Consider the following 12,416-nt stretch of genomic DNA (forward strand, 5'->3'; position numbering starts at 1 on the left):
TCCCCCTGTTCACTCGCCAAATATCGCTTTTGTCATCTTATAACCTGTTTCCACTTGAATTGATCTGCGAGAATGATACGCTCCAAAACAGGAACCAGAGGAGCGTAACGTATGTCCCTTCCTATCAAAATCGGAATAAGTGCCTGCCTGTTGGGAGAGAAGGTCTGCCGTGACGGCGGCCATGCCCGAGACCTGCATGCTGCCGAAGAACTGGCCAAATATGTGGAGTTCGTTCCGCTGTGCCCGGAGTTGGCCTGTGGCATGGGTATCCCCCGAGAAGAAGTACGGCAGATTGATTGCGCCGGAGACATTCGCCTTATCGGTCGCGACTCTGGGGAAGACTGGACGCAACGGATGGACCGCTGGTGCCACAAGGTGCTGCCCGATCTCGAATCCGAGCATCTTGACGGCTTCATTCTGAAAAGCGACTCGAACTCCTGCGGCCTACAACGGGCAACCATCCATTCGACTATCGGCAAACCGGCTCGACGTGGCACCGGATACTTTACTCGAAAACTTGTCGAGCACTTCCCTCTTCTGCCTATTGAAACGGCTTCGCGCCTCACCAATCCCATCGCACGAGAAAACTTCGTTCGCCGGGTCTTTATACTCAGCAGATGGAGGGACATGCTTAACAAAGGCATGCAAATCGGGAACCTCGTTGATTTTCACACCCGCCACAAATTGATCATTCGCGCCCACGACCTGAAAGGCTACAGACAGTTATGCCGATTGCTCGGAGAAAGCTCCGTTTTCAATGTTGACGAAATTTTCGACACCTATGCCACACTCCTGTTTCAGTCACTCAAGCTCAAAGCCACGCCAAGAAAAAATGCCGACGTGCTCATGCACGCAATCAGCTATCTCAAGCAGGAGCTCGACAAAGGTGACAAGCAGGACCTGACGGCACAGATCAATGCGTACAAGGCTAGGAAAATCCCGCTACTCATCCCTGTGACGCTTATTAATCATTTTGCTCGCAAGCATGACAAACAATACTTGTTGCAACAGCTGTTTTTCAATCCGGACAGCACGGAACTAAAACTTCTCAACCATTTATAGGACCATCATGAAAGATCGTATCCGCATAGGCATCAGCGCCTGCCTTCTTGGTGAAAACGTTCGGTATGACGGCCAATCGGCCCTGGCGAAGCACTTAACCGGCACCCTAGCCGACTATTTGGAATTTCGTCCTGTGTGCCCGGAAGTCGGGTGCGGCATGCCTGTCCCCCGTGAAGCCGTACGATTGGTAGGCACGCCCGAGAATCCACGTCTGGTAGGAAGGCAAAGCGGCAAGGATTGGACTGATACCATGCGCCAATGGGCTGAAGGCACCCTGGATAAGCTCGCGGATGAGCGGCTTTGCGGTTTTATTTTCAAAGCCAAATCGCCATCCAGCGGCATGGAACGAATCAAGATTTATCCAGAAGAAGGCGGCCAGCCGGTCAGCTATGCCGGGGTTGGCCTGTTTGCCGGCATGTTCATGGACCGTTTTCCGCTGATGCCGGTTGAAGACGACGGACGAATGCACGACATTAGGCTGCGTTCCAACTTTATCGAGCGCATCTTTGTTGAACACCGCTGGAACAAGCTGTTAGACGAAGGCAAGACCATGAAAGGGCTTATCGATTTCCACTCACGCCACAAGATGCTGATTCGCTCGCATGATGTGGCGGGATACAGAGAACTCGGCAAACTGGTGGCTGATGGGAAGAACCTCGGCATCGAAACGCTCTTTGATCAGTATCATGCTCGACTTGCCAAAGCGCTATCGCTCAAGCCGACCATCAAGAAGAACGTGGATGTTCTCATGCACATCCTCGGCTACTTCAAAAAGATGCTTACAGGTGATGAAAAGCAGGAATGTCTCGAAATCATAGAGAACTACCGAAACAATCTGGTGCCCCTCATTGTTCCGGTCACGCTCATGAACCATTATGTCCGCAAGTACGATGTCGCGTATTTGAAGGAACAATATTACCTGAACCCGCACCCGCTGGAGCTGAAACTCCGTAATCACGCCTGATGTTATGCCATTTTCAGTGATGCGCGTGCCGGTTCCAACAGAAGCCGGATGCCCCGAACGTCGCCACCATTTCGGACCCAGGACCGAAGGGTGTCGGCGTTTTTATCGACAACGGGGTGACTGTTGCCGTAGCGGGCCTGCTTGAGCAAGCCTGCCGCCATTTCCGGATAATGCTTGGCAGCACTGAGGCAGGCCAGCAAATTCAGACAAAGTTCGTTGGCAGGGAACCCGAGTGTCATGGATTTCGCCAATGGCAGCATCACATCTCGGTAACGTCGCGCCTTGAAATAGGCCACGGCCAAATCGAACTGAGCTGTATGGAGATCAGGAAAGATACCACACACAGCTTCCCGCTCCGCGACTGTATAGTCCGGCACATCAACCGCATATGGAGTGCCGTCCGGGTGTCGAAGCGTCATGTCGAAACCATATTCTCTCACAAGGTCATACGCCTGATCCGCCTCTTCAACTGGCAAACTCAGCTCCAGATGCTGGCATCCGGCAAGCCGCATTGCATGCAACTGGACTCGGGTAGGCAAGGAGTCAAGACGTGCGCTCCAGAGCACATTGATTTTACACGTACGCATCTCGCTACAAAACGAGATAGCGCTCAACTCATCCCGAAACAGAGCCTCATCCTGAAAGATAAGACACTGCAAGTCATGATGAGCAATCTCGACCGCCACATCCGCAAGGCTCCCCCCTTCCGATGATGTGACAATACCTGCTCCGGTGTACTTCGCCGAGCCATTCCCCATGGTTCGACGAGTCAATAATCGTAATTTCATTATCCACCCCGAGCCGACACGAGTTTGTTTTTTTGACGGCTCGAAGCTGCATTTGCAAAGACTTTGCCAAACAAAAAGGCCCGTCGATAACGACGGGCCTTTGATACGTACAGCGAATATATTCTAACTTGCTTTACTTCCAGGAGGAACCTCGCCGGAAGGAGTCAACAGTTCCATGGAGTCGCCATGCTTCACAGCCAGGATCATTCCCTGAGAAAGCTGCTTGCGGAGTTTGCGTGGTTTCAGGTTCACAACCACTACTACCTGCCTGCCGACAAGATCATCCGGGGAGAAGAAATCGGCAATACCTGCAACAACTTGTCGCAGCTTGTCATCGCCTGTATCCACCCGGACCAACAGCAGACGATCAGCATCAGGATGCTTCTCGACTTCCTTGACGGTTCCAACGCGCATGTCGATTTTCTGGAAATCTTCAAACTCGATGGTCGGCACCTCGTCCTGTCCGCTTTTCTTGGATTGTTTTTTCTGCTTTTTCCCTTTTGCTCCGTTTTTCCCGGATTCCGCTTCAGGCTTGGCCTCGGGAAGCTCGACACGGGGGAACAAAGTGGAGGTCTTGGCAACCTGGGTACCGGATTCGAGCAGTCCCCAGACATCCAATTCCTTGGGCAGGTTGACCTTCTCGGAATCAAAGGCAATCCCGAGGTGGGACAGCATTTTCTCACTGGCTTCGGGCATGACCGGCCACAGGTGGACAGCGATCTTGCGCATGTTCTCCAGCAGGACATAAATCACTGTGGAGAGACGTCCCATGTCTTCGTTCTTGAACAAAGTCCAGGGAGCGGTGGCATCAATGTACTTGTTCAGGCCGCGCACCAGTTCCCACAGCCCTTCCAGACCGCGGGAAAAACGCATTTCCCCAAAGTGGTCCTGGAATGCTTTCATGGCTTCCTGACCGAGCTTCTTGATTTCGGCTTCTTCGATGTCTTCGATATCGGGACGAGGAATCTCGCCACCGAAATACTTGTGGGTCATGGAGACCGTGCGGTTGAACAGGTTGCCGAGATCATTTGCCAGTTCAGCATTGAGGCGACCGACAAGGGCTTCCTCGGAGAAGCTGGAATCCTGACCGAAGACCATGTCGCGCAACAGGAAATAACGGAACGCATCCAGGCCGTAAGTGTCCTTCATGGCCAGCGGCTCAACAACGTTGCCGATGGACTTGGACATCTTGGTATCCTTGACCAGCCAGTAGCCGTGCACGTTGAGATGCTGGTAGGGTTCGATACCTGCGGCCTTGAGCATTGTGGGCCAGAAAATGGCGTGGGGCTTGAGGATATCCTTGGCGATGAGATGGTTGGCGCTGGGCCAGTATTTCTCGAACTTCTCGCCTTCGGGGTAATCCAGAGCAGTGATGTAGTTGATGAGTGCATCGAACCAGACATAGGTTACGTACTCTTCATCAAAGGGCAGCTCGATACCCCATGTCAGGCGGGATTTCGGACGGGAGATACACAGATCTTCCAATTCGCCGGATTCAAGAAGGCTCATGACTTCATTTCTGTACCGCTCGGGGCGAATGAAATCAGGATTATTGGTGATATGCTCTTTCAACCATTGCTGATATTTCGACATTTTGAAGAAGTAGTTCTTCTCAGCAATATATTCAGGCACGGTTTGGTGGTCCGGGCATTTTCCGTCCACCAGTTCTTTCTCGGTATAAAAACGCTCACAGCCAAAGCAATAGTGCCCGCCGTATTCACCGAAGTAGATATCCCCGGAGTCGTAAACCTTTTGAAGGATGTCCTGAACGACTTTCTTGTGGCGAGGTTCCGTTGTCCGGATGAAATCGTTGTTGGAAACGTTCAAGTTGGGCCACAGGTCGCGGAACAAGGCGCTGATGGTATCAACGTATTCCTGTGGTGACTTTCCTTCGCCCTCGGCTGCCTGCACGATTTTATCTCCGTGCTCGTCCGTACCTGTAAGAAAATAGGCATCCTCGCCCATGAGTCGATGAAAACGCGCTATCGAATCGGCCACAATGGCACTATACGCATGCCCCAGGTGAGGCTTGGCGTTCACGTAGAAAATGGGAGTGGTAATGTAAAAAGGCTTCAAACTGAATCTCCTTATCCCGTCGCAGATGACCGGCGGGATAGTTACTTCCTTGGCCTGCGTCGACGCCTTCTGGGTCTACGAGGCTTTTTGTTTTTATTATCTTCCCCGGAACCGTCAGTGTCAGGCTTTCCCGAACGGGATTTCGGCTTGCGCGATCGTTCCTGTCGCGGCTTGTCCTGACCGGTTTTCCCCTTGGCCGGACGCTTTTCGCTCTTCTTGCCGGGTCCGGCGCTCCCCTTGTCTTCCGAAGGGGCTCCGTCTGGAGTATCTTTGCCAGCATTGGCCGCAGGTTTGGGAGGTTTACGCCCACTGCGGCGGCCTTTATTGTTGCGATTGTTCGCCTCTTCTATGGCCTCTTTGCTGGGCGGCTTGTTAACTATTTCGTTCCATTCGTCAATGGAAACTTCTTTTTCTTCAAATCCCTCCGTCAATAACGACAAGGTTTTCTTGAAGAAATTTGATCTTAGAACTTTTACAGCTCCCATGGATGTCGTATATTTTTTCCCCACTTTGGGACACATGCGGTGAAACTCTTCATACCCCTTCTGCTCAAAGCTCAGGCAGCAGAGAAGTCGACCACAAATTCCCGAAATCTTTGTCGGATTCAAGAAAAGATTCTGTTCCTTGGCCATCTTGATGGTCACGGGAACAAACTTGCGCATGAATCGACGGCAGCAGCACATCTGGCCGCAGTTGCCGATTGCGCCAAGCATCTGTGTTTCATGGCGAACCCCGATCTGACGAAGCTCGATCCTGGTCCGGTATTCACGCACCAGATCCTTGATCAGTTCGCGAAAGTCGATCCGCCCGGGGGCTGTGAAGTAGAATATCATTTTGGAGCGATCAAAAAACACTTCGACTTCGACCAGTTTCATGCCGAGTTTGTGTTTCGTGATGCATTTGCGGCAGAACTTGTAGGCATCCTTGGACAGTTCTTCGTTCTCTGCCACGGACTCCATGTCTTTTTCGTTGGCAAGACGATAGATGGGCTTGTGCCCTTCCTCATCTTCCCCGATTTCCACAGGCGCCTGTTTGGTCAGTATGACCTTGCCAAGCCCCATGCCCTGATCGGTCTTGACGATAACGTGCTGCCCTTCGCGCACCACGAACGGCCCTGAACCGAAGTAGTACACCTGACCGTAATCATTGAATTTAACACCAAGTATTTGGCTCATGAATTCTTTATCCTATCTATATATAAACCCGTCCTGCGGGTGAGCATTTGTCGTGAAGAAGGAGTAACATATTAGAAAAAGGCAACATGAGCAAATCACCGCTCAATACATAAAACGGGCGAACGCCCAAAAGGCGTCCGCCCGGGGAACATGCCATGATCTTTTGAAATATTACAGAAGCCCAAGACTCCTGACTTCAGATAGAAGCTTCTCTTCATCGATGGGCTTGACGAGATAGGAAGTTGCACCGCCAAGAAAAAAGGCATCGTGGGTTTCTTTCTTGTCATCCAACATGGTGGTGACAATAACCTTGGCCTCGTTTTGAGGAGCGACCTTGTGCTCTTTTTCGATGGCCCGAATTTCCCGCAATGCCTGCTGGCCGTCCATTTCCGGCATCAACAAATCCAGACAGATGAGGTCATACCGCTCGCCGTCCTTAACCCCACGCCGAAACGCTTCAATGGCTTCCTCGCCGTTGACGGCAATATCGCACTGAGCCACACCGCGCAGGATCTCATGGATCATGTTCCGACTATAAAAATCATCATCAACGATCAACGCTTTCATGCTCGCCTCCACGAGTGATAGTTACCTACCTCTAACGGCATAGATATTTGGCATTTTATCATGGAAAAATCAACTCAGGTCAGCAGTTTTCCACTTTGGAACAAGAAGATAGTGCAAGGTTTCTCAACACACGCATTTCACAGGGAATTTTCAGCACAGGGCCACAATCAACCGGGCTCACCCAACTGGATGAAAATACGTGCGTTTTCAACTTCCTCATCCAGTGACCCCATTTCCTTGATCAGTCCATTGAGGTCCAATGAAAAACGATCCTGAATGGGCTGTGGCAGTTCAAGAACCGTATAATCCCCTGCCGACCCGAAAGCGAGCTTCTTGGCTATCTGGTCAGCAACAAAGACACAATCCACCAGTTGTGAAGGCTTGCCCTCAAGTGGGGTATGGTGCAACCGAAGAGCATCATGCAACCCCCTTGGTAAATTCCACTTTTCTGCCAACAGGCCGCCGATTTCAGAGTGGGTCATGCCCATATGATTCATTTCCATTCGGGACAGGACACCATCGGTTTCAATGGCGATTTCACGCACCTGGCTGAACTGCTCAGGCGCATGCAACGCCATGACAACCTTGCCGACATCATGAAGCAATCCAGCGGCAAAATAATCCGCAGCCTCATCGCGGGAGACACCCAACATGGCGCCGAGCATCCGGGTTCCGCTGGCCACCGCAAGGGAATGCAGCCAGAAGGCCCCCATCTCCAGCCCTGCCGGATTGAAGTGCGGAACAACACCAACTATACCGAGGCAAACAGCAACATTTTTGAGCGTGTTCAAGCCAAGATAGACGCTGGCGTGATTGATGGAGGTTATTTCACGAGACAACCCAAAATACGGAGAGTTCACCAGGCGCAACATCTTAAGCGTGAACACCGGGTCTCGCTTGATCACATCCACCAATTCCTTCTGCGATGTCGTGGCATCGTTGGACAACCTCAGCACTTCCCTCACACTTTTGGGAAGTTCGGGCATCAACTCAACAGCGTCGAGCAGTTGCTGACGAGTCTCATGTTTTTCTATCACCGACGTCATGACATCTCTCAGTAGGCCAGAATAATTGATTGGGCAGACCTGATTACGACCATTCATTTATTACAAGAATGCCGTTTATTGGCAAGGACTCAGGGACGAAAGACTCGTGTTTTCAACGATTCCCCTTCTCCCCAGCAGGCAGCAAGCAATCCATGACGCCCCGTGGTCAACACGGGAACGCCCACAGACTGCGTCACTGCCTCGTGCGGAAAATCGAACCGATTCAGAAAACCGTTTGAGCATAAAGCCAGGGATGGGGCGACCCGCTGATAAAACTCCGTACTCAGACTGGATTTGCTTCCATGATGTGGCAGGACCAACACCTCCGCACGAAGTGGAGCAGCCTCCTCTAAAAGTGCACCAACCCCTTTCTCCTCTATATCACCGGGGATCAACGCCAATCCCTTATCATTTTGAACCAACCTGAGCACCAGTGACCGCTCGTTGGCGTGCGTTCCCTTGAACGATGAAGAAGGATGCAGGACCTCCAACTGTGTATCTTCCGTCAATTCGATCACATCTCCTGCGCCAAGGACCACAGGGGTGATCTGCTGGCGATCCAGGACCGCACGCAGGCGCTTGCCAGTTTGACCGCGAGGCAGCATGCCGTTGGTGTAGAATGCCCCCACATCGAATCGGGAGAGAATAAACGGCAGCCCGTGGCTATGATCCGCATCCGGGTGACTCATGAACACCCCTTCCAGTCGGGGCGGGCGTCCATAGGTAAGATACGGGGCGACCACGGCTTCACCTATATCAAAATATTTGGAACCAGCGCCCCCGTCGATGAGCCACTGCCGACCGCCCGGCACGGAAACAAGCACCGACTGTCCCAGCCCGACATCGATAACGGAAACGCGAGTCTCATCCCGGGCATCGCTCACCATGACTGTGACGTGAGGAGCGACAAGGCACACAAACCCCACTCCAGCCAATCCAACGAACAGGCGTCGATTGCTCAAGGCAACGATGACCACGACCAACAAAATGAAGCACCCCAGGATTTCAGGCCACAACGGACGAAGGACGGAGAACGCCGGAGCCATGCCCATATCGCCCACCCAGTGCAGCACTGACAGCAGTATATCCATGGCCGAAGACGCAATGGTCAGCAGCGCTTTTCCAAGCGGGACAGTCCAGCCGACTAGAGACAGGAGCATACCGATAATACCGAGCGGCATGACAATAAAGCCCAATACAGGAAGCCAGATGAGATTAAGAAGAATATTGGGACACCACGTTCCAAAGTACCAGGAAATGATCGGGAGCAGCGCTATATTGGCGCAGATGCTCACCGCAAGAAGACCGCCAGCCCAGGCAAGCCCTTTTTTCCATAGTTGCTCCTTCCTGCCGAACAAGGGAGTGATGAAGGGCAACAGCAGTCCGATTCCCGCCACCGCTGTGGCCGACATCTGCAAGGAAAGATCAAAGACAGCCAGTGGTGATAGGGCGACAATCACGGCAAGGGCAAAGAACAACCCGTCGAGCAGTATGCGCCCTCGCCCCTGAAAGAGTAGCAATCCCCAAAAGCCGTACATGATAGTGGCCCGGATCAACGAGTGGGAGGGTTGGCCTAACCATGCGTACCCAAGCACAAGCGGGATGGCGATCAGCACGGCCAATTTCTGTCTTGGTATAACGAGAAGCAGCCCCGGGAACAGCAGTGTCACACCCCATGCAAGGGCCAATCCCAGACACGCAACAAACCCCACATGCATGCCGGACAACGCTAGCGTATGCGCCAGCCCGGCCTTGCGCGCTGCATCCGTGGTTTCCACATCCAGGCCGGATTTGTCACCAGTGGTCAATGCCCGGACCATGGCTCCGCCCTGGGTATCCGGCACCAGTTGTGCCACCGTATGACGCAACCGTTGCTTGCACCCCGAAAACCAACTCTCCGGCTCTGCGCCCCACTCGATAAAAGCGGGTCGCCCCACCGGCCATGCGCGCCAGAACACTCCCTGCCGTTGCCAGTACCACTCGTAATCCCACGCACCGGGATTGCCGAAATTATGGACCGGCACAACTCGAAGACGGGCCGTAACAGACTGCCCGGGAACCGGGGTATGATCGGGATTGCGCCAACTCCATGCCAACCGTCCCGGCAGAATGGCTGTGCCATCTTGTGACTGAGCGGTTATTTCGCCAAGGACAAGACGCAACCGATGCCCGGGCCTCGGCTCCACTCGCTCCACCACCCCGGTGATGATCACGGCATCGCGCTGCATCATCCACTGAGGGGGATCAACCGGTTCCGGCGCCCACTGGGCTGCATAGGCGAATCCGAACACACTACAGAGCAGGAACGCCAGTGCCGGCAGCCGTCGCAGCCAGCCGCGCAAGGTCGTATCGACCAATATGAGAGCAAAAAGTGCGGCACTGGAAGCCACAGGGTATCGAAAAGCGAAAACACCAAGGACAAAGGCAAGAAAATAGCTCTGCCACGGCAGCAGGCCAGCAGCAAAACGGGGGCGTTCCTCGGTCAGCAAGCGCGACACAAACGTATCCGCCGCTTAGATAAGCATGTGCTGATCGTCGTCTTCCCGACGCAACTTGAGGTGTTTGTAGGCCTTGGGTGTGGCGACACGTCCTCGCGGTGTACGCTTGAGGAAACCGCACTGGATGAGATACGGCTCGTAAATATCCTCGATGGTTCGGACTTCTTCAGCGCATGCAGCGGCTATGGTTTTCAGTCCCACAGGACCACCATTGAAGTTTTCGACCATCAGCATGAGGATCTTTCGGTCCATGTTGTCCAGACCGTACTGATCGACATCGAGGCGATCCAGAGAACGTTCGGCAATTTCCTTGGTCACCCGTCCGTCGCCCTGCACCAGTGCGTAATCCCGCACACGACGCAGTAACCGGTTGGCAATACGAGGGGTTCCACGAGACCGGCGACCAATGGCAAGGGCGCCGTCCGGGGCAACCTCCACACCAAGAATAGTGGCAGCTCGCTCGACGATACGTGCCAACTCTTCCGGGGAGTAGAATTCGATGCGGAAGATGGAGCCAAATCGATCCCGCAAGGGAGAAGTCAGCAGCCCGAGGCGCGTGGTGGCACCGACCAGTGTGAACGGTTCCAGATCGAGTTTGACCGTTCGCGCACCGGGGCCGGAACCGATGACCAGATCGATCTGAAAATCTTCCATGGCCGGATAGAGCACCTCTTCAACGGTGGCTGGCATGCGGTGGATTTCATCGATGAACAAAATATCTCCGCGATCCAAATTGGTCAGGATAGCGGCCAGATCGCCGGAACGTTCGATGACAGGCCCGGAGGTCGAGACCATATTCACGCCCAGTTCGGAAGCCATTATGCGAGCCAGAGTCGTTTTGCCGAGACCGGGATTGCCGTAAAACAGCGTATGGTCCAGAGGACGCTCACGCTCGGTGGCCGCCCGGATAAAAATATCGAGGTTTTCTCGCAGGTCCTGCTGCCCGATAAAATCGGAAAGCTTCCTGGGTCGGACGTTTTCTTCTTGGTGGGTATTACTCATGAACGTGCTGCGTTGATTTTCTTCAATACCGCGCGGATGGCACCGGCGGCGTCAAGGTCTGGTTCCGCTTCAAATGTTTCGAGGATCATGGGACGAATTTCATCCTCAGCGTACCCCAGCCCCTTCAACCCTGCAAGAGTATCGAGATATTCACCCTGCGGACCTTGGGGGGCGGAAGCCGCGGAAGCACGCTTGCCCGTGGTGGGCGAAAGCTTCTTCACCTTGTCCTTCAGGTGCCACAAAATCTGCTTGGCCGACTTCGGGCCGATGCCCGGCACCGTGGACAGCATGGTCACATCTTCACGGAATGCGATTTCCCGCAGATGTTCCGCATCAAACATGGAAAGAATGGCCAACGCTTTTTTGGGACCAAGCTTGTCGATGGAAATCAGCGTCCTGAACAATTCCAGATCGTCTGCTTCCAGAAAACCGAAAAGATCAATGGCTTTTTCCGCCACCTGGGTGTGAATGTACATCTCGACATCACCACCGCGCCCCGGGACCTTGGCAAGCACCGACGTCGGTGCGGCCACTTCGTATCCGACTCCGCCCGGAGTCAGTACCACCAGTCCCTTATCTGTGGCAGACAAAACTTTTCCTTGAAGATATCCGATCATGAATCGCCTCCGTTGAAGCAGGTATTACCGCATTAGCGTGTGCAATTCAAAGATTAAGCGAACAATAAATCAGCACGAAATAACGCTGGTGGATTAATCTGCATTGTCTGATATAGTGCGAAAAAACAGGAGCAACCAGCATGAAACGTCTTTTTTACAGTCTCGCTATCACTCTTCTCCTTCCCGCCATCGCATATGCGCAGGACCCTCGTACGGCGCAGGATGAACTAATCAGCCTGGTCGGCGAAGCCATCGTTCAGGAGACCACCCAAGCCTCGGAAGAAGTCCGCAAGGCCAAAGAGGTGCTGGATGTCATTCTCCGCAACGGCACACAGGCAGAACAAGAACAGGCCAGGGATCGTGTGGAGGAAGCGGAAACACGCTATCGCCGCTCACAGGAAAAACTGGACACGGCTCGCCTTGATGCGTTTGCCCGCGAGTGCGGCACTTCAAGGGCGCAAATCCAGTCCATGCGCGATTCCGGCATGGGGTGGGGGCGCATTGCCAAAGAATGCGGCGTTCACCCGTCCGTTGCTGGAAAGGGGAAAGGCAAAGGAAAGGGCAAGAATAAAAACAAGAATAAGAACAAGGGCAAAGGGAAAAACAAATAGCGCCTGCTGA

11 protein-coding genes are annotated in these 12,416 nt (G+C 53.4%); 3 read left to right on the forward strand and 8 right to left on the reverse strand.

Going from position 1 to position 12,416, the window contains the following annotated elements; translation table 11 throughout:
* Positions 1-111: 111 nt before the first annotated feature.
* Entirely contained in the window at positions 112-1,062 is a 951-nt protein-coding gene (locus DPRO_RS06155; RefSeq protein ID WP_097011261.1) for a YbgA family protein, read from the forward strand.
* A gap of 7 nt (positions 1,063-1,069) precedes the next feature.
* Positions 1,070-2,026, forward strand: a complete 957-nt coding sequence (locus DPRO_RS06160) for a YbgA family protein (RefSeq protein ID WP_097011262.1) — start codon at positions 1,070-1,072, stop codon at positions 2,024-2,026.
* Positions 2,027-2,028: 2 nt separating this feature from the next.
* Here the strand turns inward: DPRO_RS06160 and DPRO_RS06165 are convergent, their stop codons facing one another.
* From DPRO_RS06165 to ruvA, 8 genes are all read right to left on the reverse strand, one after another.
* Positions 2,029-2,814, reverse strand: a complete 786-nt coding sequence (locus DPRO_RS06165; protein WP_157917379.1) for a hypothetical protein — start codon at positions 2,812-2,814, stop codon at positions 2,029-2,031.
* A gap of 123 nt (positions 2,815-2,937) precedes the next feature.
* Positions 2,938-4,890: a methionine--tRNA ligase gene (gene metG, locus DPRO_RS06170; RefSeq protein WP_097011264.1), complete on the reverse strand. Its 1,953-nt coding sequence runs from the start codon at positions 4,888-4,890 to the stop codon at positions 2,938-2,940.
* A 41-nt stretch (positions 4,891-4,931) separates the two neighbouring features.
* Positions 4,932-6,065 carry a PSP1 domain-containing protein gene (locus tag DPRO_RS06175; protein WP_097011265.1) on the reverse strand — a complete coding sequence of 378 codons (1,134 nt, stop codon included), beginning with the start codon at positions 6,063-6,065 and terminating at the stop codon, positions 4,932-4,934.
* Positions 6,066-6,236: 171 nt separating this feature from the next.
* Complete coding sequence (locus DPRO_RS06180) at positions 6,237-6,632, reverse strand: response regulator (protein ID WP_097011266.1); 396 nt, start codon at positions 6,630-6,632, stop codon at positions 6,237-6,239.
* 167 nt (positions 6,633-6,799) lie between these two features.
* A complete protein-coding gene (locus DPRO_RS06185) occupies positions 6,800-7,678 on the reverse strand; it encodes an HDOD domain-containing protein (RefSeq protein ID WP_097011267.1) in 879 nt (292 codons plus the stop codon).
* An 89-nt stretch (positions 7,679-7,767) separates the two neighbouring features.
* Complete coding sequence (locus tag DPRO_RS06190) at positions 7,768-10,176, reverse strand: DNA internalization-related competence protein ComEC/Rec2 (protein WP_097011268.1); 2,409 nt, start codon at positions 10,174-10,176, stop codon at positions 7,768-7,770.
* Between the two features lie 15 nt (positions 10,177-10,191).
* Positions 10,192-11,178, reverse strand: coding sequence for a Holliday junction branch migration DNA helicase RuvB (gene ruvB, locus DPRO_RS06195; RefSeq protein ID WP_097011269.1), 987 nt, complete (start codon positions 11,176-11,178; stop codon positions 10,192-10,194).
* Positions 11,175-11,795 carry a Holliday junction branch migration protein RuvA gene (gene ruvA / locus DPRO_RS06200; RefSeq protein ID WP_097011270.1) on the reverse strand — a complete coding sequence of 207 codons (621 nt, stop codon included), beginning with the start codon at positions 11,793-11,795 and terminating at the stop codon, positions 11,175-11,177. The genes ruvB and ruvA overlap by 4 nt, the downstream gene beginning before the upstream one ends.
* 140 nt (positions 11,796-11,935) lie before the next feature.
* Here ruvA and DPRO_RS06205 point away from each other — a divergent pair, with 140 nt between their 5' ends.
* Positions 11,936-12,406, forward strand: a complete 471-nt coding sequence (locus DPRO_RS06205; RefSeq protein WP_097011271.1) for a hypothetical protein — start codon at positions 11,936-11,938, stop codon at positions 12,404-12,406.
* The last annotated feature ends 10 nt before the right edge of the window (positions 12,407-12,416 follow it).

Source organism: Pseudodesulfovibrio profundus (assembly GCF_900217235.1).
GTDB lineage: Bacteria > Desulfobacterota > Desulfovibrionia > Desulfovibrionales > Desulfovibrionaceae > Pseudodesulfovibrio > Pseudodesulfovibrio profundus.

What these genes read in the sequence shown, in the direction of transcription:
- DPRO_RS06155 (WP_097011261.1), top strand. Translation starts at nt 112, where the DNA reads ATGTCCCTTCCTATCAAAATCGGAATAAGTGCCTGCCTGTTGGGAGAG.
- DPRO_RS06160 (WP_097011262.1), top strand. Translation starts at nt 1,070, where the DNA reads ATGAAAGATCGTATCCGCATAGGCATCAGCGCCTGCCTTCTTGGTGAA.
- DPRO_RS06165 (WP_157917379.1), bottom strand. Translation starts at nt 2,814, where the DNA reads ATGAAATTACGATTATTGACTCGTCGAACCATGGGGAATGGCTCGGCG.
- DPRO_RS06175 (WP_097011265.1), bottom strand. Translation starts at nt 6,065, where the DNA reads ATGAGCCAAATACTTGGTGTTAAATTCAATGATTACGGTCAGGTGTAC.
- DPRO_RS06180 (WP_097011266.1), bottom strand. Translation starts at nt 6,632, where the DNA reads ATGAAAGCGTTGATCGTTGATGATGATTTTTATAGTCGGAACATGATC.
- DPRO_RS06185 (WP_097011267.1), bottom strand. Translation starts at nt 7,678, where the DNA reads ATGACGTCGGTGATAGAAAAACATGAGACTCGTCAGCAACTGCTCGAC.
- ruvB (WP_097011269.1), bottom strand. Translation starts at nt 11,178, where the DNA reads ATGAGTAATACCCACCAAGAAGAAAACGTCCGACCCAGGAAGCTTTCC.
- ruvA (WP_097011270.1), bottom strand. Translation starts at nt 11,795, where the DNA reads ATGATCGGATATCTTCAAGGAAAAGTTTTGTCTGCCACAGATAAGGGA.
- DPRO_RS06205 (WP_097011271.1), top strand. Translation starts at nt 11,936, where the DNA reads ATGAAACGTCTTTTTTACAGTCTCGCTATCACTCTTCTCCTTCCCGCC.